The sequence below is a fragment of the Mycolicibacterium brisbanense genome (assembly GCF_001570425.1).
Classification (GTDB): Bacteria; Actinomycetota; Actinomycetes; order Mycobacteriales; family Mycobacteriaceae; genus Mycobacterium; species Mycobacterium brisbanense.
Genome location: NZ_BCSX01000034.1, coordinates 69581 through 91345, shown reverse-complemented (window position 1 = coordinate 91345; position 21765 = coordinate 69581). Strand labels below are relative to the sequence as shown.

19 protein-coding genes are annotated in these 21765 nt (G+C 66.0%); 12 read left to right on the top strand and 7 right to left on the bottom strand.

Going from position 1 to position 21765, the window contains the following annotated elements; genetic code table 11:
- Window positions 1-110: 110 nt before the first annotated feature.
- Window positions 111-1094 (bottom strand): LacI family DNA-binding transcriptional regulator, encoded by a 984-nt coding sequence (locus RMCB_RS18840; RefSeq protein ID WP_062830002.1) that lies wholly within the window; start codon window positions 1092-1094, stop codon window positions 111-113.
- 100 nt (window positions 1095-1194) lie between these two features.
- Here RMCB_RS18840 and RMCB_RS18835 point away from each other — a divergent pair, with 100 nt between their 5' ends.
- Together RMCB_RS18835 and RMCB_RS18830 are read left to right on the top strand one after the other, a co-directional pair.
- Window positions 1195-2169, top strand: a complete 975-nt coding sequence (locus RMCB_RS18835) for a Gfo/Idh/MocA family oxidoreductase (RefSeq protein ID WP_062830001.1) — start codon at window positions 1195-1197, stop codon at window positions 2167-2169.
- Window positions 2166-2936, top strand: coding sequence for a TIM barrel protein (locus RMCB_RS18830; protein ID WP_062830000.1), 771 nt, complete (start codon window positions 2166-2168; stop codon window positions 2934-2936). Before RMCB_RS18835 ends, RMCB_RS18830 begins: the two co-directional genes overlap by 4 nt.
- Before the next feature lie 88 nt (window positions 2937-3024).
- On the opposite strand, the gene RMCB_RS18825 is transcribed toward RMCB_RS18830, so the two are convergent.
- Window positions 3025-4254 (bottom strand): S1 family peptidase, encoded by a 1230-nt coding sequence (locus RMCB_RS18825; RefSeq protein WP_084388548.1) that lies wholly within the window; start codon window positions 4252-4254, stop codon window positions 3025-3027.
- Window positions 4255-4551: 297 nt separating this feature from the next.
- On the opposite strand from RMCB_RS18825, the gene RMCB_RS18820 reads away from it, so the two are divergent.
- Complete coding sequence (locus tag RMCB_RS18820; RefSeq protein ID WP_062829998.1) at window positions 4552-7176, top strand: helix-turn-helix transcriptional regulator; 2625 nt, start codon at window positions 4552-4554, stop codon at window positions 7174-7176.
- 12 nt (window positions 7177-7188) lie between these two features.
- On the opposite strand, the gene RMCB_RS18815 is transcribed toward RMCB_RS18820, so the two are convergent.
- Complete coding sequence (locus RMCB_RS18815) at window positions 7189-8271, bottom strand: aldo/keto reductase (RefSeq protein ID WP_062829997.1); 1083 nt, start codon at window positions 8269-8271, stop codon at window positions 7189-7191.
- Window positions 8272-8384: 113 nt separating this feature from the next.
- On the opposite strand from RMCB_RS18815, the gene RMCB_RS18810 reads away from it, so the two are divergent.
- Together RMCB_RS18810 and RMCB_RS18805 are read left to right on the top strand one after the other, a co-directional pair.
- A complete protein-coding gene (locus RMCB_RS18810) occupies window positions 8385-9338 on the top strand; it encodes an AraC family transcriptional regulator (protein ID WP_234792177.1) in 954 nt (317 codons plus the stop codon).
- Window positions 9339-9393: 55 nt separating this feature from the next.
- Window positions 9394-9918, top strand: a complete 525-nt coding sequence (locus RMCB_RS18805; protein ID WP_062829996.1) for a nitroreductase family deazaflavin-dependent oxidoreductase — start codon at window positions 9394-9396, stop codon at window positions 9916-9918.
- Between the two features lie 151 nt (window positions 9919-10069).
- On the opposite strand, the gene RMCB_RS18800 is transcribed toward RMCB_RS18805, so the two are convergent.
- From RMCB_RS18800 to RMCB_RS18785, 4 genes are all read right to left on the bottom strand, one after another.
- Entirely contained in the window at window positions 10070-10888 is an 819-nt protein-coding gene (locus RMCB_RS18800; protein ID WP_029372965.1) for an ATP-binding cassette domain-containing protein, read from the bottom strand.
- Window positions 10889-10892: 4 nt separating this feature from the next.
- The gene (locus RMCB_RS18795) at window positions 10893-11951 is read right to left on the bottom strand and encodes an ABC transporter permease (protein WP_029372964.1); all 1059 of its coding nucleotides are present in this window, start codon (window positions 11949-11951) and stop codon (window positions 10893-10895) included.
- A 2-nt stretch (window positions 11952-11953) separates the two neighbouring features.
- On the bottom strand, window positions 11954-12940 hold the full coding sequence (locus RMCB_RS18790) for a sugar ABC transporter substrate-binding protein (RefSeq protein WP_029372963.1): 987 nt from the start codon (window positions 12938-12940) through the stop codon (window positions 11954-11956).
- Window positions 12941-13171: 231 nt separating this feature from the next.
- On the bottom strand, window positions 13172-13909 hold the full coding sequence (locus RMCB_RS18785; RefSeq protein ID WP_029372962.1) for a GntR family transcriptional regulator: 738 nt from the start codon (window positions 13907-13909) through the stop codon (window positions 13172-13174).
- Between the two features lie 212 nt (window positions 13910-14121).
- Here RMCB_RS18785 and iolC point away from each other — a divergent pair, with 212 nt between their 5' ends.
- From iolC to RMCB_RS18750, 7 genes are all read left to right on the top strand, one after another.
- On the top strand, window positions 14122-15126 hold the full coding sequence (gene iolC, locus RMCB_RS18780; protein ID WP_029372961.1) for a 5-dehydro-2-deoxygluconokinase: 1005 nt from the start codon (window positions 14122-14124) through the stop codon (window positions 15124-15126).
- A complete protein-coding gene (locus RMCB_RS18775; protein WP_062829995.1) occupies window positions 15119-15994 on the top strand; it encodes a Cgl0159 family (beta/alpha)8-fold protein in 876 nt (291 codons plus the stop codon). Before iolC ends, RMCB_RS18775 begins: the two co-directional genes overlap by 8 nt.
- A 28-nt stretch (window positions 15995-16022) precedes the next feature.
- Window positions 16023-16892 (top strand): 5-deoxy-glucuronate isomerase, encoded by an 870-nt coding sequence (gene iolB / locus RMCB_RS18770; RefSeq protein WP_062830022.1) that lies wholly within the window; start codon window positions 16023-16025, stop codon window positions 16890-16892.
- Between the two features lie 2 nt (window positions 16893-16894).
- Window positions 16895-18847: a 3D-(3,5/4)-trihydroxycyclohexane-1,2-dione acylhydrolase (decyclizing) gene (gene iolD / locus RMCB_RS18765; RefSeq protein WP_062829994.1), complete on the top strand. Its 1953-nt coding sequence runs from the start codon at window positions 16895-16897 to the stop codon at window positions 18845-18847.
- Window positions 18848-18860: 13 nt separating this feature from the next.
- Entirely contained in the window at window positions 18861-19766 is a 906-nt protein-coding gene (locus RMCB_RS18760; RefSeq protein WP_062829993.1) for a sugar phosphate isomerase/epimerase family protein, read from the top strand.
- Between the two features lie 7 nt (window positions 19767-19773).
- A complete protein-coding gene (locus RMCB_RS18755; RefSeq protein ID WP_062829992.1) occupies window positions 19774-20814 on the top strand; it encodes a Gfo/Idh/MocA family protein in 1041 nt (346 codons plus the stop codon).
- Between the two features lie 96 nt (window positions 20815-20910).
- Entirely contained in the window at window positions 20911-21759 is an 849-nt protein-coding gene (locus tag RMCB_RS18750; RefSeq protein ID WP_234792174.1) for a sugar phosphate isomerase/epimerase family protein, read from the top strand.
- Window positions 21760-21765: the final 6 nt, after the last annotated feature.

Sequence of the window (21765 nt, the reverse complement as noted above, 5' to 3'; positions counted from 1 at the left end):
GTGTCAGAACACCATCACCCGCTGAGTATAGTTTTGTCAACCCAGACTCGGAACATGGAGCCACTGCGGTGTGCGCGCGTCAGCTGCGCGGGCCCGGAAGCCCCGCCAGCTCACCGCGGCGGTGCAGTGGAGCCGCGCACGACCAGCTTGGGCTCACATACCATGTCGACTCGGTCGCTCGTCGTGTCAATGCGTTCGACCGCGCGGCTCACGGCGAGTTCGGCAAGTTGAGCGGTGTCCTGCCCGACGGTGGTCAGGTCCACGTGGGCCAGGCCGGCCAACGGGCTGTCGTCGTAGCCGACGACCGAAACCTCTTGCGGCACTGATATACCCGCGCGTATGGCGACGTCGACGAAGCCGAGCGCGCAGCGATCGTTGAACGCGAAAACCGCTGTGGGTAGCAGTGATCCAGCGCCGAGGAGGGCCGTCGCGGCGGCTGCTCCAGCTTGTTCGGTGATGCCACCTTCGACGGTCGTGACCGTGACACCGGCCGCCGCAGCCGCTCGGCGGACACCCTTACGCCGTTCGGCAGCCCCGGGCGCCCGGCCACCGTCGAGGTAGGTGATGGCGATATGCCCGAATTCGGCGAGGTGATCCACCGCCAGGCCGGCGCCTACCACGTCATCGCTGCGCACCGCGTCCACGCCGCGCACCTTGCGCGCCAACGCCACCACCGGCAGCCGGTCATCGAGATCGGAGAGGTCGCGCACAGGCAACTCGCTGCCGATCAAAAGAAGTGCCTCGCAGCGGTCGTCGAGCAGCGTCCCGACGGCCTTGGCTTCCCCGTGGTGCGGGGTGACACAGCTGAGCAGCACGTCGTAACCGTGCGCCTCGGCAGCGCAGTACACCCCGTCGACCAGCCCGGCATGGAATTCCTGTCCCGCAGTGAACACCACGCCGAGCAGGTTGGAGCGCTGCGAGCGCAGCAACCGGGCCCGCGGATCCGGTCGGTACCCGATCTCGTCGGCAGCCTGACGCACCCGAGCCCGGGTGGCCTCGCTCGCACCCGGCACGTCGCGCATCACGATGGACACCAGGGCCCGGGATACCCCGGCCCGCTCGGCGACGTCCTGCAACGTGGGTCGATCCCGCATGGCGACAGTCTAGAACGTTCTAGCAATTTCTTGACGAACCTGCCGACACAGGTTTTACTCGTCACAGTTCTAGAACGTTCTAGTCGCTCAGGAGTCCACCATGTCAAACCCCATTCGCTTCGGCCTGATCGGCACCGGATGGATCGGGCGGTTTCACGCCGAGTCACTTGCCTGCCGGGTACCCGGCGCGTCCCTGGTCGCCGTCGCCGATCCGAACATCCAAGCGGCACAGTCGATTGGAGCGCCACGGACCTACGCCGACCCGACCGAGCTGATCGCCGACCCGACCATCGACGCCATCGTCATCAGCTCCCCCGCCGCCACCCACACCGATCTCGTGGTCGCCACCGCGCAGGCCGGCAAGCACGTGTTCTGCGAGAAGCCGATGGCACTGACCCTCGATGACGCCGACCGGGCGATCCGCGCCGCCGAGACCGCCGGCGTGGCACTGCAGGTGGGGTTCAACCGTCGCTTCGCAAGCGACTTCGCCACCGCCCACGAGGCCGTCACGGCGGGCGACATCGGCACACCACAGTTGCTGCGTTCACTGACCCGCGACCCCGGAATCACCGCCGACGTGGCGGCGCGGGTGAAACCGTGGACGATCTTCAACGAGACCCTGATCCACGACTTCGACACGCTGTGCTGGCTCAATCCCGGCGCCCGGGTCACCGAGGTGTACGCACAGGCCGCCGCGCTGATCCATCCACAGTTCGCCGACGCCGGGTTCCTGGACACTTCGGTGGTCCAGCTGCGTTTCGACAACGGCGCGTTCGGCATTGCCGAGGCCAGTTTCCAGGCGGTGTACGGCTACGACGTGCGCGGAGAGATCTTCGGCTCCAACGGCGTACTGCTGGCCGGGCGCGAGCCGGCCCAGGCAGGCAAGCTCAACACCGAGCTCTTCCACGATGCCTACGTCGCTCAATTCGCCCACTTCGTCGACAGCATCGCCGCAGGCGCCGCCCCCTCCGTCACCGGCCACGACGCCCGTGTCGCACTCGAAACCGCTTTGGCAGCAGCAGAATCCGTACGCACCGGCGCCCCCGTGGCACTCACCGAGGCGGTCACCGCATGAGTTTCGAACTGGCCGTATGCGCCGAGATGGTGTTCACCGATCTCGGCATCGCCGAGCGTGCCCGACGCATCGCGGACCTCGGTTTCGCCGTGGAGATCTGGAGCTTTCACGACAAGGATCTCGACGCGCTCGCCGCCACGGGCGCCCGGTTCTCGTCGATGACGGGGTACCTGCACGGCGATCTCTACGATCGCGAGGGAGCTCGCGAAGTGGTGCGGACCGCCGAGCAAGCCATCAAAACCGCAGCGGTGCTTGGCGTTCCGCTTCTGGTGGTGCACCCCGGCGAGCTCGTCGACGGCCGAGCCGCCCGCCCGCAGCACCGCCCAACCGGTCAGATGTGGCTCGCCGCGCAGCGTGGCCTGGAAGCGCTCGGCGAACTCGGCAGGGACGCCGGCGTGACCTTCTGCCTGGAGAACCTCAACACCGTGGTCGACCATCCGGGGGTACCCCTGGCACGCGCCAAGGACACGCTGGCCCTGATCGAAGCGGTCGGGCACCCCAATGTCAAGATGATGCTCGACCTCTATCACGCCCAGATCGGCGAGGGTAATCTCGTCGAGCTCGTCCGCAGGGCCGGCACCGCGATCGGAGAGGTCCAGGTGGCCGACGTGCCCGGACGGTGCGAGCCGGGCACCGGCGAGATTCATTACCCTGCCGTGGCAAAAGCATTGCGGGACATCGGATATACCGGAACCATCGGCATGGAGGCCTACGCGTCCGGGGACAGCGTCGTAGCGCTGGAAGCGTTCCGCGCGGCCTTCACCTGACACGCCGAAACTACGCTTTGTGACGTCGTGCTGCCCTAATCGGGCCACAAAGCGTAGTTTCGGCGCGCGTCCTCTGGTTCACACCTGGTTACGCCGCGTGGTCGTGGTTGTGGCTGACCACTTGCGGTTCGGTGACAGCGACCACCGGAGGCATGGGCGCGACGGCCTGCTGCGGTGCCGGTTGCGGCATCTGGCCGGCGTCGACCGGCGGCACGTTGCGTCGTTTTGCCCTGCGCCGCAACACCAGTAGCACCGGTGCGACGACGAGCAGTACCGCCGCCAGTCCGCCACCGATCCCGACCCACAGCCAGGGGAAGGGTTTCGCCGGTGCGGCCGGGGTCACCAACTGCACACTGTTCTTGACGAGGAAGGCCCGGAGCGCGGCGGCATCGGTGACGAAGTTGAACGGCTGGTTCTCCCCCGAGAGGCTGAAGTCGTTGAGCCCCACCACCTGGCCGGTCGTGTTGTCGACTGTCGGACCCCCGCTCATGCCCCCGGAGATGGCGGCGCTGATCTCGGTTCGCGCCGCGCCGCTCGGGGTCACCTGCTGGCTCGAGGCCGAGCCGTCCTTGAAGCTGGGTTCCTGCAGACGCGACGGGTCCATGTTCTCGCCGATGTCACCGGGGAATCCGGCCGAGGTCAGGCCGGTGCCCGGAGCGGGGGCCTTGTCGGCGACGGGCAACGCAGGCAGCGCGGGCTGGTTGGCGACCTTGATCAACGCGTTGTCCCCGTCGTCGAACTTCTGGAAGTCGACGACCTGGGCGGTCACGAAGTGGTCGATGACGCGGCCCTGCCCTTCAGGCTGGATCACCTCGACGCTGCGATCGATGGGCGAACCCGGCTGCTGTCCCTCGATCTGCCATTCCTCGGAAAAGGCGTTGTCCGCGTCCTTGGTTGCGGTGTCGATGTCTTCGCCCGAATCCAAGTACAGCTGAGTGAGTATGGATTGCTTGACCTCTGCGTTGTTGGGATCGACACAGTGGCCCGCGGTGGCGATGTATCCGGCCGGATCCACGATCACCCCCGAGCAGGAGAAGTCGGCCTTGATCACTTTCGACCAGAAGCCGTGGCCGTCGGTGGTGGCCGACGCCGGGACGTAGACCTGCCCGGAGTACTCGGTCGAGATGTAGACCAGTGACTCCTTGACGTGTTGATCGATCTCCGTTTGGGTTTGCGCGTGCGCATACGGCGCGCCAAGTGCCAATCCGAACATCGTCAACGGCAGAGCCGCCATTCCGACCATTCCGGTTTTAGCTCGGCTCGCCACGGTGGACGCGCCGCGGGTGATCCCGGCGGATCCCGACAGAAAGGTAGACATGTCACTTTTCTCCTTGGTGAAGTGGTTCGTATCGGTCGATACCCTCGCAACGTATGGCTGCGAACGACGAGAATCGCGAGTAGTCACTACTCGTATGGGTGCCGAACCACCGAAGCCCGCAGGGGTACCGACGAATAGTTGCCGACGGTACGAGTCGATCAGCGAATTCTTCAGCTACATCACAGCTTATCGGCAGCTTTGGTCGCGCGGCATGCACCCGATCCGGAATTGCTGACGGTCGGGCTGCGTTGCGCTTCTTCTCGCGTGGCCGGTGATATTGACGCCTACACTTTTAACGTGGCACGCCATTGGCAGCTACTGGAGCGCCGTGCCGAACACGATGCGATCAGATCGGCGCTGACCGCCACCGACACCTGTGGCGTCGTCCTCGTGGGCGCGGCAGGGGTCGGTAAGACGACGCTGGCCCGCACCGTCACGACGTCGTTGCGTTCGAATGTCCGCTGGGCCGCATGCACCGAATCCTCACGGAACATCCCCCTCGGCGCCTTCGCGTCATGCGTGAACCCACTGGCCTCACGCGATCCGGTTGCCCTCATCGCGTCGGCCCGGGCCTCCGTCCTCGACGGTGAAAGCACCGTAATCGGCGTCGACGACGCGCATTTGCTCGATCAACTATCGGCGATGCTGCTCCACCAGATCGCCGTCGATCGGGCTGGACACATCGTGGCGATCGTCCGCAGCGGCGAGCCGGTGCCAGACGCTGTCACCTCACTGTGGAAAGACGGTTACCTGGAACGCTTCGAGCTCCTACCGTTCTCCAAGCAGCAGAGCATCGCGCTCGTGGAATCGGTCCTCGGTGGGACGCTGGAGGGCTTGAGCGCCGACGTGATGTGGGAGGCATCGGGCGGAAATCCGCTATTCCTAAGGCATCTGGTCGAAGGCGCGTTGGAGGCCGGTACCTTGGCCGAGGTCAACGGCGTGTGGCAATGGCGCGGCCGCACAGTGGTGCCGTCGGGCTTGGCCGCGCTGATGAAGTCGAGGCTCGATCACGCGGGCGCCGATGTTGTCAATGCGTTGACGCTGTTGGCACTGTGCGAGCCACTCGACATCGACGCGCTCTACGAGCTGGCCGGCGAGCAGGCCGTGGACGCCGCCGAGGCGCAAGGGCTGATCCGACTCGCCCCCGACGGCGCACGAATCGTCAACGCCCGGTTCAGCCACCCGCTGTACGGAGACGTCATCCGCTGTCACGTGCGAACCGGGGTGGCACGCAAGCTCAGAGGCCGCCTCGTGCAGGTCCTTCGCGACCGCAAACTGGACACGCCCGTCAGCCGCATTCGACTGGCGCAGCTCTACGTCGACAGCGATCAGCCCGTGGACACCGACCTTGTCGTCGCCGCGGCCAAGGACGCGATGTTCCTGTCCAACCTGCCGCTCGGTCAAGAGCTGGCCCGCACCGCGCTCGAATGCGGTGGCGGTCTACGGGCGGCCGCGCTCTTGTCGCGGGCGCTGCTGTGGCAAGGCCACCCGATGCAGGCCGACGAGATCCTCGCTCGCTTCGACCCCGCGAGTCTGGACGAATTGCAACTCGTCCAGTGGGGCATTCCCCGTCTCTCCCTGCTCTTCTGGTCGATGGGCGATGTCACCCGGGCGCATGAAGTGCTCGACGTGCTGTGCGAGCGAGTCACCCATCCCAGCCTCAGACTGATCGTCGATGCGACCGCATCGGCATTGGCAGTGCACGAGAACCGAATTGCCGATGGGTTGGCCGCAGCCGAGCGCATCCTCGCCGATACCAGCGCACCCGACCAGGCATTCGAATTCGCCGCTTTCAGTGCGGGACTGGCCATGCCGGTCGCCGGGCGCGGAGGCGACTTCGAACCGATCGCTGCCAGGTGCCGCGCCGAACAGAAGGCCACCGACGGCATGATCCGCATCATGGTTCGGTACTGCGACGTGCTGGCGTTGACCTACGTCGGTCAGCTGGATCTGGCCGACCGCCGGGCAGCCGAATACGTCGACTTCTCGTCACCGGGCCAGTTCGCGGGGTGGGCGATCGCGAAGATCATCGCGGGATTGGTCGCCACGTACCGCGGGCACTTCCCGCAAGCCATTTCGTCCATCGAACAGGCGTTGGCAGCGCTCACCACCGAGGCCTCGTTGCCCTGGCGACTACCTGCACGGCTGCTGTTGGCCCGGGCCTACGCCGCGCTGGGCAGGTCACAGCAGACCGAACGGGTGCTGGACGACGCGACAGAGCACTCCGGGGCGTTCATGGCACTGCATGAGCCGCAACGGCTTGTTGCGCGATCGTGGCTGGCCGCGGCTAAGGGCCATGACCGTGCAGCGATCGAATTAGCTTGCGCCGCTGCTGATCTCGCAGAGAACTCGGGCCAGTACGCCGCTGCTGCCGAAGCGCTGCACCATGCGGCACGCTTTGGCGACCGCACGGTCGCGAGGCGCCTTGCCGCACTGGCACAACGCGTCGACGGCCCGGTGGCAGCCATCTACGCCCGCCACGCCGCGGCGGTCGCTGCCTCCGACGGGCAGGCGCTCGATGCGGTCAGCGCGGAATTCGAGAAGGCCGGACTGCTGTTGTCGGCCGCGGATTCCGCCGCGCAGGCCGCGCCCCTGCACGACCGCGCCGGGCAACGGCGGCAAGGCACCGAATCGGCCGCGCGGGCCCTGCATCTGGCAGCCGAATGTGGTGGGGCCACAACGCCTGCGATCAGATCGGCGGCGCATCCACTGCCGGTGACATCCCGCGAGCGCGAGATCGTCGCGCTGGTTGCCGAAGGGTTGTCGAACCGCGAAATCGCGAAACGCCTGACGCTGTCGGTGCGCACCGTCGAAGGACATCTCTATCGCGCGTGTACCAAACTCGACGTCACCGACCGCGACGAGTTGGCGAAAGTGGTACTGCACCACGCCGACTCGAAGGTCGTCCCGAAAACGAACTGACGCGTTGTCTGGTCAGTACCGCACATCGCTGGCCAGCAGCGGCGGGTAGACCCCGGAAGTCTGCCCGTCGACGGTGGTCCCGGCGAACTGAAGCATCGCCCGCATCGCGCCGTTGAGATCCGCGGGGTAGTCGAGCGTCGGCGCGGACACCTTGTCGAGGCGCGTGAGCTGATCTGGCCGCAGAACGACATCGAGCCCCGCCAGGTTCGATTCCAGGTGAGCCAGCCGTCGGGCCCCGATGATCGGGACCACGGTTCCAGTGCGGGCCCGCAACCACGCGAGTGCCACTGCAGCCGAGGATGTTTCGAGTTCGTCGGCGATATCGGCGACGGTCTCGATGACGTCGTACTGCGCGTCGTCCGGACCACCGACGTAGGCCGCCCGCGCGGAGTCGACCACCTCGGCGCCTCGGCGGTACTTGCCCGAGAGAAAGCCATTCTTCAGCGGGCTCCACGGCACCAGGGCCATTCCCTGATCGGCCGCCAACGGTGCCAGTTCGCCTTCGACCGTGCGGGCCAGCAGCGAGTACTCGACCTGCAGTGCGATCAGCGGGGTCCAGCCTCGCAGCAGTGCCATGGTCTGAGCCTGCGCGGTGACCCAGGCCGGCGTATTGGAAAACCCGAGGTAGCGGACGGTGCCCGCGCGGACCAGGTCATCGAGCGTGCGCATGGTTTCCTCGATCGGGGTGTGCCGGTCCCAGTTGTGCAGCCAGTACACATCGAGGTAGTCGGTGTGCAGCCGGCGCAGGGATTCGTGCAGCTGCGCGATGATCGACGACCGGCCGGCTCCCCCGCCGTTGGGGTCGCCGGGGAACAGATTGGTGAAGAATTTCGAGGCGAGCACCACACGCTGGCGACGGCCCGGGCTGAGGGCGAAGAAGTCGCCGAGAATCTTCTCGGAATGCCCGTTGGTGTAGAAATTGGCGGTGTCGATGAAGTTGCCGCCGCGATCGAGGTAGGTGGCGAGGATGCGCTCAGATTCCTCGACGCTGGTTCCCGCCGCACCGGGATCCTCTCCGAACGTCATCGCCCCGAGTGCGAATGGGCTGACGCGCAAACCGGACCGTCCGAGAGTGACGTAGCTGTCGAGTGCCATGAAATTGCTCCTTTACGCGGTGAATTGGATACCTCCATCGAAGACCTGGACGACTGAAACGGGTAGATCGATCCGCGCGGGCTCTTGCACGATCCTGCTCGACTCTGCGGGATATGATCATCGGCGTCGCTTGGGCGTGGTTATCTGAGGCCATGCCCAACGGACCGGATTCACTCACCGAGATGCGCCGGTTGATCGACACGCACGCCCGGCCTGATCTGGGTTCGTCCGTCGCCGGGTTGCTGTTGTCGAAGGTCGCCGGAGCTCACAGCCCGGATTACTCACTGACCGAACCGCTGCTGGTCGTGATGGCGCAGGGCGGCAAGCGATTGCTGCTCGGTGACGAGGTTTTCGAATACCGTTCGGCGCAATACCTGATCGTGGCCGCCAGCGTTCCGGTGACGGGGCACTACCTCGACACCACCGCATCGCATCCGTCGTTGGCGATGGGATTGGTGCTGCGGCCGGCCGTGTTGTCGACGTTGATGTTGCAGGCGCCTGCCGAATCCGTGTCGCGTGCAGCAGCTCCGGCGATCGCCACTGGCGATGCCTGTCCCGAGTTGCTTGACGCCGTCGCGCGGATGTTGCGGCTTCTGGAGCACCCCGCCGACGCACCCGTGCTCGGCCCGCTGATCGAACAAGAGATCCTGTGGCGCTTGCTGACCGGTCGGCACGGATCCACGGTTCGGCAGATCGGCACCGCCGACAGCTATTTGGCGCACATCAATCGCGCCATCGCCTGGATGCGCGACAACTACGCCGAGCCGGTTCGGATCGAACAGCTGGCCAAGATGGCCGGGATGAGCGCGTCGGCGTTTCATCGTCAGTTCCGGGGCGTCACCGCGATGAGCCCACTGCAGTTCCAGAAGCGAATTCGGCTGCAGAACGCCCGATCACTGCTGTTGACGCAACCCGGTGACATCGCCGGCGTCGGGCACCGAGTGGGTTATGACAGCCCGTCGCAGTTCAATCGCGAATACCGCAGGATGTTCGGCACCCCACCGGGTCAGGATGCCGCACAGTTACGCGCGGTGGGTTCGGCGACCGAAGCCACGGGGTTCCCGTGACGGCGTGAAGCGCGATTCCGCCCCGCCTCCGCGGTCGGCTGCGCACAATGTCGGGATGGCCGAAGCATCCTTCCCGCACAGCAGTTGGGGGCGCGAGAAGCCGTCGCCCGTGTTCAAGCCGGTGTTCGCATTTGCGGCGTCGTCATTCGGATCGAAGGTGATCCGCGCACTCGTTCCGCTCGACGAGCTACTCCTGGACCGCAGCAAAGGCCGATACTCACTGTTCGGGCCGATGGCGCTGCCGGAACTGTTGTTGACCACCACCGGTCGGAAGTCAGGCCAGCAGCGGACCACCGTCCTCAGCTATATCCACGACGGTCACCGGTTGCTGTTGTTGGGCAGTAACTTCGGCCAGGAGCATCATCCGTCGTGGTCGGCCAATTTGATCGCCAACCCGCACGCCTCGGTCTCGATAGCCGGTGAGGAGATCCCGGTGCAGGCGACCGTGCTGGATGGGGCGGACCGCGAAGGGGCGCTGAAACGCTTCCTCAGCTATCCCATGTATAGCGCGTACCAGAACCGCACCGACCGCGCGCTGCGGGTGTTCGCGCTGACCCGGCGTCAGTCCGACCTGCGCTAGTCCGGCCCCGTTAGTTCGACCCGGCTAGTCCGGCCCGCGCTAGTCCAGCCGCGCGAGCGTGCGTGAACTGCTGGCTGGACACGGCGTGTCAGCCGGCAGACACGCACGCTCGCGGTGCAGGGCCGAGGTGCTGGGCGCGCGCGGTGGCAGGCTACTTGCGGCCCAGCTCGTGGCTGAGCGCCTCTAGTTCGTCGCCACCGGCCATCTGCTGGGTGAGGTGCTCGAGGGTGATTTCGTCGTAGGTGCAGTCCAGCTTCTGCCGACCGCGGTTGAGCAGCACGAAGTGGTCGCCCACCATGTGGGCGTGGTGTGGGTTGTGGGTGATGAAGATGACCCCGAACCCCTGTTCCTTGGCAGCGGTGATGTAGCGCAGCACCATGCCGGACTGCTTGACGCCCAGCGCGGCGGTGGGCTCGTCGAGAATCAGCACACGCGCACCGAAGAAGACGGCCCGCGCGATCGCCACACACTGACGCTGGCCGCCGGACAGGGACCCGATCGGCGCGTCCACGTCAGGCAGGTCGATGCCCATCTTGTGCAGTTCGGAGATGGTGGTCGCCCGCATCGCACTGATGTCCAGTGACTTCAGCAAGCCCTTCTTCCGCAGTTCGTTGCCGAGAAAGAAGTTGCGCCACACCGGCATCAGCGACACCACGGCCAGGTCCTGGTACACCGTGGCGATGCCGGACTTCAGCGAGTCCTTGGGCGACTCGAACACCGTGGGCTTGCCGTCGATGAGCAGTTCGCCCTCGGTGGGCTTGTGCAACCCGGCGATGATCTTGATCAATGTGGACTTGCCCGCACCGTTGTCTCCGAGCACGCCCGTCACCTCACCGGCACCCACCCGCAGGTTGATGTCCTTGAGCGCGATGATGTTTCCGTAGCTCTTGCCGACGTGCTTGAGCTCGACCAGCGGTACCTCGCCACCCGACGGCGTCTCGGCGATCGGGGCCTCAGCAGTTGTGCTCATCTACTTACCTTTTCGCTGCGTAGTTACGGACGACGTTGTTGGCGATCACCGCGAACAGCAGCATTGCGCCCAGGAAGAACTTGAACCAGTCCGGGTTCCAGCCGGCATAGACGATGCCCTGGTTGGTCATGCCGAAGATGAATGCGCCGATCAGGGTGCCGACCGCGGTGCCGTATCCGCCGGTGAGCAGGCAGCCACCGACGACCGCGGCGATGATGTAGAAGAACTCGTTGCCGATGCCCTGACCGGATTGCACGGTGTTGAACGCGAACAGCAGATGCATGCCCACGAACCAGGCGCAGAAGCTGACCAGCATGAACAGACCGATCTTGACCTTGGTGACCGGGACACCGACCGCACGCGCACTGTCCTGATTGCCGCCGACCGCGAAGATCCAGTTGCCGATCCGGGTTTTGAACAACACGTACGTGGCGATGACGGTGAACAGGATCCACCAGATCACCGTGATGCGTACCGACACCCCGAACAGCGTGAACGACGACGCGAAAACCGCTCGCCCGGAATCGAATCCCTGCATGTCCGACACACTGGGGGTGGCGACCTGTCCCGACAGCAGCTTGGTTACGGCCAGGTTGATACCGGTGAGCATGAAGAACGAACTGAGCGTGATGAGGAAGGACGGAATCTTGGTCCGCATCACCATGTAGCCGTTGAAGAACCCGACGGACAATGCGATCACCAGCGACAGCGCCGCGCCGGTCCACAGGTTCAGGTGCAGGTTGTAGCTGAGCATCGACGCGGCCAGTGACGAGGTGGTGACCGCGACGCCCGAGGACAGGTCGAACTCGCCGCCGATCATCAGCACGCCGACACCGACCGCCATGATCCCGATGGTCGAGCTCGCGTACAGCACGGTGGCCAGCGCCTCGGGGGTGCGGAACGGCGGAGCCACGATGAGGAACAGCACGAAGATTCCGACGGCGCCGACGAAGGCACCCATCTCGGGGCGGATCAGTAACCGCTGCAGCCGGTTCTGTTCCTTCACCCGTTCGTCGCGGACGACCTTGTGGGTCTCGAGATTGAGATCTGCCTGGGTACTCATGTCTAGCGTGTCCCGTTCTTCGCGTATTCGGCAACGGCGTCGATGTTCGACTTGTCGATGAACGACGGCCCGGTCAGCGTCGGCTGACCGCCGCCGATGATGTTGCCGTTGTTGAGGTAAAGCCACAGCGAGTCGACCGACAAGTAGCCCTGCAGGAACGGCTGCTGGTCGATGGCCCACTGCACATCGCCGTTCTGGATCGCACCGACCAGGGCGGCGTTGGTGTCGAAGGTGCCGACCTTGGCCTTGCTGTTGGCGTTCTTCACCGATTGCACCGCGGTCATGGCAAACGGCGCACCGAGGGTGATCACGTAGTCGATGCTCGGGTCCTGTTGCAGTTTGGCGGTGATGGTGGACTCGACCGACGGCATGTCCTTGCCGTTGACGTTGAGCACCTCAGCGCCGGGGAACGTGTTCTTCACACCGGCACAACGGGATTCGAGCCCGACGTGGCCTTGCTCCTGAATGACGCAGATGGCCTTCTTGGCGCCTTCGGCGGCGACGCGCTTGCCGGCACCCTGACCCGAGATGTACTCGTCCTGCCCGAAGAACTCCTTGACGCCCATGGCCTGCCAGGCGTCGGCGCCTGCGTTGAACGCCACCACCGGAATGCCCTTGGCCGTGGCATTCTCGATCGCGCCCTTCATGGCGTCAGGCTTGGCCAGCGTCACCGCAATGCCCTTGACGCCGCTGTCCACGGCGGTCTGCACGAGGTTCGCCTGGTTGGGGGCCTCCGGGTCGTTGGAGTAACGCAGTTCGATGTTGTCTTTCTTGGCGGCCGTCTCGGCACCCTTGCGGACCAGGTCCCAGAACGAGTCACCCGGCACCTCGTGGGTGATCATCGCGATGGTCGCCCGCGGGGTGTCGGCCGTGCCCGAGCCCATGCCTCCGCCGTTGCTGGCAGGCTTACCGCCGGTGCTCGAACATGCGCTGGCGCCGAGCACGAGCACGCTCGCCCCGGCCGCCGCGATGAGCCGACTGAACCTCATTGCTTCTCCTCGTCCTCGACATCACCGCGGGCTTGTGCGCCTGGACTCCAGTGGCAAGCGACACGGTCTCGCCCATGATGTAATACCGCTCACATCTGAAAGTCAATACTTTGTTCGGACATTAGGACTGCATATCAAATGCCGGTCAGGGTACGGCAAAGCCGCCCGACGCCGCTGCGGCGACCGGGCTTGACGCGAAAAGCACTGGCAGATAATCGATCTGGCGACGTTCTAGCGGTCCACCAGCGTGGTGTCGAAGTAGTACCGCGACGCGCGATACACGTGGCTGCCGTATTCGACGATGCGACCGGAGTCGTCGAACGCCGTGCGTTCCATGACCAGCAGCGGCGCCTTCGGCTTCTCGTCGAGCAGCCGCGCCTCGTCGCGGTCGGCAGCCTTCGCACCGATGCGCTGACGGGCCAACCGGATGTGAACGCCTCGCGCACGCAGCGACTGGTACAGCCCGGAGTGCTCCAGGTCAGCCCTGTCGGGGGCGACCGCGGCAGGCAGATAGTTGGTCATGAGCGCCAGGGGTTGACCGCCGGAACTGCGAAGGCGACGCATCATCACCACCTCGCTGCCGGGCGCGAGATTCAGCCGTTCGGCGATGTCGTCGGCGGCGGGAGCGGACACATAGTCCAGCACCCTGGTGGCCGGCTCCTGACCCGCCCGGGCCAGGTCGTCGTACAGGCTGGTCAACTCGACCGGCCGGTGCACGGGCGTCTGCACCACCTGGGTGCCGACCCCGCGCTTGCGTACCAGCAAGCCCTTGTCCACCAGCTCCTGGATGGCACGCCGCGTCGTGGGCCGCGACAGATTGAGCCGGCTGGCGAGTGCAAGTTCGTTCTCGAAGCGGTCCCCCGGCTTGAGTTGCCCGTCCAGAATGGCTTTTTCGAAGACCTGGGCCACCTGAAAGTACAGCGGTATCGGACTCGAACGGTCGAGTTCGACGGACAGCGTCGGGGTCACTCTCGCTCCGATCCTCGGGGCCTCCGCGCGGGTTCGCTGGAGTGACTACACAGACTACCTGCAAATGACGGAAAGTAAGAATGTCCGAACAAAGTCTTGACAGCACGCGGTGACGGGGCGCACAGTCGACACCGACGGCAGACGCAACCGATCGTCGTGCGCGCCGTCCCGCCGAAACCGCATATGCCCACACCACACTCGGGAGTTCCCTCGTGACCGATACCAACCAGGCCTTCGATGTCGTCGCCATCGGCCGCTGCGGCGTCGACGTGTATCCCCTCCAGGTCGGAGTCGGTTTGGAGCACGTCGAATCGTTCGGCAAGTTTCTCGGCGGCAGCGCCGCCAACGTGTCGGTGGCCGCGGCCCGGTTGGGCAACCGCGCGGCGCTGATCTCCGGTGTGGGCGACGACCCCTTCGGCCGCTTCGTCCGTAACGAACTCGCGAGGCTCGGCGTCGACAACCGCTTCGTCACCACCCACGGCGAGTACCCGACGCCCGTGACATTCTGCGAGATCTTCCCGCCCGACGATTTTCCGCTGTACTTCTACCGCAAGCCGTCCGCACCCGATCTGCAGGTCCGCGCCGACGAGCTCGACCTGGACGCCATCGGCAACGCTCGGCTGTATTGGTCGACGGTCACCGGGCTCTCCGAAGAGCCCAGCCGCGGTGCTCATTTCGCGGCGTGGGAGGCCCGGGGGGCGAGCGCAGCGACGGGGAATGACACAGCCCGCAAACCGCTGACCGTGCTCGATCTCGACTACCGGCCGATGTTCTGGGCCACACCTGCGGCCGCCACCGAGCAGGTGCAACGTGCCCTGCAGTACGTCACCGTCGCTGTCGGCAACCGCGAGGAATGCGAGATCGCCGTCGGCGAGACCAACCCGCACAAGGCCGCCGATGCGCTGCTCGACCTCGGTGTCGAGCTCGCCATCGTCAAGCAGGGACCGCGGGGCGTGCTGGGCAAGACCAGGCACAGTGCGGTCACCGTGCCGCCGAACCAGGTCGACGTCGTCAACGGGCTCGGCGCAGGAGATGCCTTCGGCGGCAGCCTGATTCACGGGCTGCTGCACGGTTGGCCGCTGGAGAAGACGCTGCGTTACGCCAACGCCGCCGGTGCCATCGTGGCGTCCCGGCTCGAATGCTCAACCGCGATGCCGACTGCCACCGAGGTGGCCGATCTCGCCGAACAAACCGCCGTGGAGGCCGTCAATGTCTAAATGCCGAGACTATGCCGAAGTGACCCAGCTTCGGGCCACCGAGCCGGGTGCCGTCGCGAAAGCCTGGCAGGAACGTACGACCCGCCCGACCACACGTGGCGACGGCAGGCTGATGATCGTCGCCGCCGACCACCCGGCGCGCGGCGCACTCGGCGTCGGGTCGCGGCCCACGGCGATGAACAGCCGCACCGATCTGCTGGACCGGCTGCGGGCGGCCCTGGCCGTCCCGGGCGTCGACGGCGTGCTGGCGAGCTCCGACATCCTCGACGACCTGGTGCTGCTGGGCGCGCTCGAGGACAAGGTCGTGTTCTCCTCGTTCAACCGCGGAGGCCTCGCGGGCGCATCGTTCGAGTTGGACGACCGGATGACCGGCGCCACCGCGGCATCGACCGCCGCCGCCCGGATGAACGGTGGAAAGATGCTGTGCCGCATCGCTCTTGATGATCCCGGTACGGTGTCCACCCTCACGGCGTGCGCCCAGGCGATCGATGATCTGGCCGCACACGGTCTGATCGCGATGCTCGAACCGTTCATGTCGGCCCGCGTCGACGGCAAGGTCCGCAACGACCTGTCCCCCGATGCGGTGATCAAATCGGTTCACATCGGTCAGGGACTCGGATCGACTTCGGCCTACACCTGGATGAAACTGCCGGTGGTCCCCGAGATGGACCGCGTGATGGAATCCACCACCCTGCCGACGCTGCTGCTCGGCGGCGATCCCGCCGATCCCGACGAGGCGTTCGCATCCTGGGAGAAAGCCCTCGGGCTGCCCTCTGTGCGGGGCCTGGTGGTGGGCCGGACCCTGTTGTACCCCAACGACGACGACGTCAGCGGCGCCGTCGCGACAGCCGTCAAGATGGTGCGCTGATATGCACGAGATTTCCAGTGCTCCTCGCGTGCGCGGCAAGTTGTATATCCCCGCCAACAGTGCCACCGCCCCGTACACCGTCGACATCACGCCGGAATCGGCAGGGTGGGCGGAGTCCAGCCTGCACGTGGTGGACCTCGACCGCACCGAGTCGATCACGCGCAGCACCGGCGACACCGAAGTGATGATCCTGCCGCTCGCTGGCGGCGGTGCCGTGGATTGCGGCGACGAGACGTTCGAATTGTCGCCCCGCGCATCGGTGTTCGACGGCCCTGCCGACATGGTCTATCTCGGTACCGGTCAGACGTACACGTTGCGCGGCCATGGCCGCGTGGCGATCTGCGGGGCTCGCGCCGCCCGCTCCTACCCCAACCGGCGCGTCGCCGCCGCCGACGTCGCGGTGGAGCTGCGTGGTGCGGGCAACTGCAGCCGTCAGGTGCACAACTTCGGCACGGCGACGGCGTTCGAGGCCGACTCGCTCATCGCATGCGAGGTGATCACCCCGGGCGGCAACTGGTCGAGCTACCCCGCGCACAAGCATGACGAGAACACCGACGTGGAGACGCAGCTGGAGGAGATCTACTACTTCGAGATCGACGACAGCCCCGCCGGGACACCGGGTTTCGGCTATCACCGCGTCTACGGCACACCGCAGCGTCCGATCGAGGTGCTCGAGGAGGTGCGTTCGGGTGATGTCGTCCTGGTGCCACACGGCTACCACGGTCCGTCCATCGCCGCACCGGGGCACCACATGTACTACCTCAACGTGATGGCCGGGTCGGGTCCCGAGCGCGCGTGGAGGATCTGCGACGACCCCGATCACACCTGGCTGCGCAGCAGCTGGGAGCACCAGTCCGTCGACCCGCGCCTACCCTTCACCGCCTACGAAGGAGCCTGACCATGGTTTCGACCGCACCCAAGTCGACCGAGAAGTACGCCGACACCGAACCCACCGTGCGCCTCACCGTGGCGCAGGCGACCATCCGCTTCCTCGCCAACCAGTACGTCGAACGCGCCGGCGAGCGCACCAAGTTCTTCGCCGGCTGCTTCGGTATCTTCGGCCACGGCAACGTGGCCGGGCTGGGCCAGGCGCTGTTGCAGGAGGAGCTGCAGGCACACGAAGCCGGGCACGAACCCGCCCTGAAGTATGTGCTGGGCCGCAACGAGCAGGCCATGGTGCACAGCGCCGTCGCCTACGCCCGCCAGAAGGATCGGCTGCAGGCGTGGGCCGTCACCGCCAGCGTCGGCCCCGGTGCCACCAACATGCTCACCGGCGCGGCGCTGGCCACCATCAACCGTCTGCCGGTGCTGCTGCTTCCCGCCGACACCTTCGCCACCCGGGTCAGCGCGCCCGTGCTGCAGGAACTCGAGCTGCCGTCCTCCGGGGACGTCACGGTCAACGACGCATTCAAGCCGTTGTCCCGGTATTTCGACCGGGTGTGGCGGCCCGAGCAGCTGCCCGCAGCCCTGCTGGGTGCCATGCGGGTGCTCACCGACCCCGTGGAAACCGGGGCCGCCACGGTGGCGATTCCGCAGGATGTGCAGGCCGAGGCGCATGACTGGCCGGAATCTCTGTTCGCCGAACGCACCTGGCATGTCGCCTGCCCGCTGCCCGAACGCTCCGTCATCGAGCGTGCCGCCGAGGTGATCCGGTCGGCGCGCAAGCCGCTGATCATCGCCGGCGGCGGTGTGCACTACTCGTTCGCCGAGGAGGCACTGGCCGCGCTGTGCGCGCAGACCGGTATCCCGGTGGCGGAGAGCCAGGCCGGTAAGGGGTCGCTGCGCTACGACCATCCCCAGTCGGTCGGCGCCGTCGGCTCCACCGGAACCACGGCCGCCAACGCCCTGGCCGCCGAAGCCGATGTGATCGTCGGCATCGGCACCCGCTACAGCGATTTCACGTCGGCGTCGCGCACCGCCTTCAACAATCCCGACGTCCGATTCGTCAACATCAATGTGGCGTCGCTGGATTCGGTCAAGCAGGGCGGCGTCAGCGTCGTCTCCGACGCGCGGGAGGCCATCGAGGCTCTGGGGCCGGCACTCGGCGACTACACCGTCAGCAACGAATACCGCTCGCGGGTAAGCGAACTGGCGAAGGAATGGGAGGACACCGTGTCCTCGGTGTACGCCACCTCCGACGATGGCGCCGCGCTCAACCAGAACCAGGTCATCGGTCTGGTGAACACGCTGTCTGATCCGCGGGACGTGGTGGTGTGTGCCGCCGGCTCGATGCCGGGCGACCTGCACAAGCTGTGGCGCACGCGCGACCGCAAGGGCTATCACGTCGAATACGGCTACTCCTGCATGGGCTACGAGATCGCGGGCGGTATCGGTGTGCGGATGGCCGCCCCTGACCGCGATGTGTTCATCATGGTCGGCGACGGTTCGTACCTCATGATGGCCACCGAGATCGTCACCGCCGTGCAGGAAGGCGTCAAGGTGATCCCGGTGCTGGTCCAGAACCACGGATTCGCTTCCATCGGAGGGCTTTCCGAATCGCTGGGCTCACAGCGCTTCGGCACCTCCTACCGCTACCGCGGCGCGGACGGCCGGCTCGACGGTGAATTGCTGCCGGTCGACCTGGCTGCCAATGCGGCGAGCCTCGGCGCCGATGTCATCAAGGTCGGTACCGCAGCCGAGTTCACCGACGCGGTCAAGGTCGCCAAGGCCGCCGACCACATCACCGTCATCCACGTCGAAACCGATCCGCTGATCTACGCGCCCGACAGCCAGTCCTGGTGGGACGTCCCGGTTTCGCAGGTCTCCACGCTGGAGTCCACCCAGACCGCCTACGAGCGGTATGCGGACTGGAAGAAAGTTCAACGGCCCCTTATCAACCCGTCAGATCGTTAGAAGGAAGCCCATAGTGAGCAAGATCCTCGTTGGTTCGGCCCCCGACTCCTGGGGCGTCTGGTTTCCCGACGATCCCAAGCAGACCCCATACCCGCGCTTCCTCGACGAGGTCGCCGAATCCGGTTACGAGTGGATCGAACTGGGGCCGTTCGGCTATCTGCCCACCGATCCGCAGCAGCTCTCCGACGAACTGGCCAAGCGCAATCTGAAGCTGTCGGCCGGAACCGTCTTCGAGCACCTGCATCAAGACAACTCGTGGGATGCCGTCTGGACCCAGATCGAGGACGTCGCACGACTCACCGCCGCCGTGGGCGGCAAGCACGTCGTCGTCATCCCCGAGATGTGGCGCGACCCCGCCACCGGCGCGGTGCTCGAGGATCGGAACCTCACCGCCGAGCAGTGGCGCAAGAAGACCCAGGGCATGAACGAACTCGGCAAGGCGATGTTCGAAAAGTACGGTGTGCGTGCGCAATACCATCCGCATGCCGACAGCCACGTCGACACCGAGGAGAACGTCTACCGCTTCCTCGACGGCACCGACGGCGAGTTCGTCAACCTGTGTCTGGACACCGGCCACATCAGCTACTGCGGCGGCGACAACATCGCAATCATCCGCCGGGCCCCCGACCGCATCGGCTACCTGCACCTCAAGCAGGTCGACCCCGAGGTGCGCGCCAAGGTCGAGGCCGAGGACCTGCCGTTCGGCGAGGCCGTCAAGCTGGGCGCGATGACCGAGCCGCCACTGGGCATCCCGGAAATGCCGCCACTGCTCGCCGAAATCGAGAAGCTCGGCATCGACGTATTCGCGATCGTCGAGCAGGACATGTATCCCTGCGAGGTCGACGCACCCCTGCCCATCGCCAAGCGAACCCAGTCCTACCTGGGGTCGTGTGGTATTCCGTCTGTGAAATTCCGCTAGGAGAACAATGTCCGACCTGCGTATCGCCGTGCTCGGTGTGGGCATCATGGGTGCCGACCACGTCGAACGGCTGGCCACGCGCATCTCCGGTGCCCGCGTCACGGTGGTGAACGACTTCCTCACCGAGAAGGCCGAAGCCGTCGCCGCGGGCGTCCCCGGCTGCCGGGCCGTCGGGGACCCATTGGATGCGATCGCCGATCCCGACGTGGATGCGGTGGTGTTGGCCACCCCCGGGCCCACGCACGACAAGCAACTGCTGGCATGCCTGGATCACGTCAAGCCGGTGTTGTGTGAAAAGCCGTTGACCACCGACGTGGAATCGTCGCTGGAGGTCGTCAAGCGCGAAGCCGAACTGGGTAGGCGACTGATCCAGGTCGGCTTCATGCGCCGCTTCGACGACGAGTACATGCAGCTGAAAGCGCTGATGGACGCCGGCGAGTTCGGGCAGCCCCTGGTGCTGCACTGCGTGCACCGCAACCCGGCCGTGCCGCCGAGTTTCGACAGTTCGATGGTGGTCAAGGATTCGCTGGTCCACGAGGTCGACGTGACGCGGTTCCTGTTCGACGAGGAGATCGCCTCGATCCAGATCATCAAGCCAGCGACCAATCCCGGTGCACCGCAAGGCATTCAGGATCCCCAAATCGCGATCATGCGAACCACGTCAGGCAAGCACGTCGACGTCGAACTGTTCGTCACCACCGGCGTGGCCTACGAGGTGCGCACCGAGTTGGTCGGTGAAATGGGTTCGGCGTTCATCGGACTCGACGTCGGGCTGATCCGCAAAGGAGGACAGGCAGGCCCCGGCACGTGGGGTGGCCAGATCACGCCCGGCTTCCGGGAGCGGTTCGGCCGGGCCTACGACACCGAGTTCCAGCGATGGGTCAACGCGGTGCGGCGCGGGCAAGCCACCGGGGACTACACCGACGGCCCGAGCGCATGGGACGGTTATGCCGCTGCCGCGGTCTGCGCCGCAGGCGTCGAATCCCTGCAGTCCGGCCAGCCGGTCGACGTGTCCATGGTCGACCGCGCCTCCATCCCCGGCGCCTAGCCCCCACCCCTGCACCCCTGCACCGCGAGCGTGCGTGTCTGTCCCCCGACACGCCGCTTGCGGTCGGCATTTTGCGCACACTCACGGGAGACGACAGTGACACAAGCGCGCTTGGTGGCAACGGCATGGACCAGCGCCGGCGACACCTCACCGATGCACAGTCCCGCGACGAGCCCCGTGCCCATCGCCGAACGCGTCGCGGCCGCGGCCGAAGCCGGGTACACCGGCCTCGGCCTCATTGCCGACGATTTGCGTGTGATCCGGGATACGTTGGGCTACCCGGGTCTTCGTGATCTGATCGCCGAGGCGGGGCTCACCCACATCGAGATCGAACTGCTCGAGCGGTGGTGGCTGCCCCGCGGGACGGCCGGCGATTTCTACGACGTCCGCGAGCTGTTGTTCGAGGCCGCTGACACGCTCGGCCCGGCATTCATCAAGATCGGCTCCGAACTCGGCTCCCGCACAGCACATCCCGAGGCGCTGATCGACCCGCTTCGGGAACTCGCCGATCAAGCGGCCGAACACGGCACTCGCATCGCCATCGAGACCATGCCGTTCTCGCTCATCTCGACGGTGCCAATGGGAGCCGACATCGTCACGGCCGCAGCCCATCCCGGCGTCGGGCTGCTGGTGGACGCCTGGCACGTGTTCCGCGCGGGCACGTCCCTGGACGAGCTGCGCAGCGCCTTGTCACCCGGGATGGTGTTCGGGGTCGAGCTCGACGATGCCGCCGCCACCGTTGTCGGATCATTGTTCGAGGACACCGTCGAGCGCCGGCTGCTCTGCGGCGAAGGCACATTCGACCTTGCCGGCCTGGTGGCGGTGTTACGCGACCGCGGTTTCGACGGTCCGTGGGGGGTGGAGATCCTGTCGGCCCCATTCCGAAAGCTGCCGGTTCGCGAAGCGCTCAAACTGGCGGCCGACTCTGCGCGTTCGGTGCTCTGACCCGGC

What these genes read in the sequence shown, in the direction of transcription:
- RMCB_RS18840 (WP_062830002.1), bottom strand. Translation starts at nt 1,094, where the DNA reads ATGCGGGATCGACCCACGTTGCAGGACGTCGCCGAGCGGGCCGGGGTA.
- RMCB_RS18835 (WP_062830001.1), top strand. Translation starts at nt 1,195, where the DNA reads ATGTCAAACCCCATTCGCTTCGGCCTGATCGGCACCGGATGGATCGGG.
- RMCB_RS18830 (WP_062830000.1), top strand. Translation starts at nt 2,166, where the DNA reads ATGAGTTTCGAACTGGCCGTATGCGCCGAGATGGTGTTCACCGATCTC.
- RMCB_RS18825 (WP_084388548.1), bottom strand. Translation starts at nt 4,254, where the DNA reads ATGTCTACCTTTCTGTCGGGATCCGCCGGGATCACCCGCGGCGCGTCC.
- RMCB_RS18815 (WP_062829997.1), bottom strand. Translation starts at nt 8,271, where the DNA reads ATGGCACTCGACAGCTACGTCACTCTCGGACGGTCCGGTTTGCGCGTC.
- RMCB_RS18810 (WP_234792177.1), top strand. Translation starts at nt 8,385, where the DNA reads ATGATCATCGGCGTCGCTTGGGCGTGGTTATCTGAGGCCATGCCCAAC.
- RMCB_RS18805 (WP_062829996.1), top strand. Translation starts at nt 9,394, where the DNA reads ATGGCCGAAGCATCCTTCCCGCACAGCAGTTGGGGGCGCGAGAAGCCG.
- RMCB_RS18800 (WP_029372965.1), bottom strand. Translation starts at nt 10,888, where the DNA reads ATGAGCACAACTGCTGAGGCCCCGATCGCCGAGACGCCGTCGGGTGGC.
- RMCB_RS18795 (WP_029372964.1), bottom strand. Translation starts at nt 11,951, where the DNA reads ATGAGTACCCAGGCAGATCTCAATCTCGAGACCCACAAGGTCGTCCGC.
- RMCB_RS18790 (WP_029372963.1), bottom strand. Translation starts at nt 12,940, where the DNA reads ATGAGGTTCAGTCGGCTCATCGCGGCGGCCGGGGCGAGCGTGCTCGTG.
- RMCB_RS18775 (WP_062829995.1), top strand. Translation starts at nt 15,119, where the DNA reads ATGTCTAAATGCCGAGACTATGCCGAAGTGACCCAGCTTCGGGCCACC.
- iolD (WP_062829994.1), top strand. Translation starts at nt 16,895, where the DNA reads ATGGTTTCGACCGCACCCAAGTCGACCGAGAAGTACGCCGACACCGAA.
- RMCB_RS18755 (WP_062829992.1), top strand. Translation starts at nt 19,774, where the DNA reads ATGTCCGACCTGCGTATCGCCGTGCTCGGTGTGGGCATCATGGGTGCC.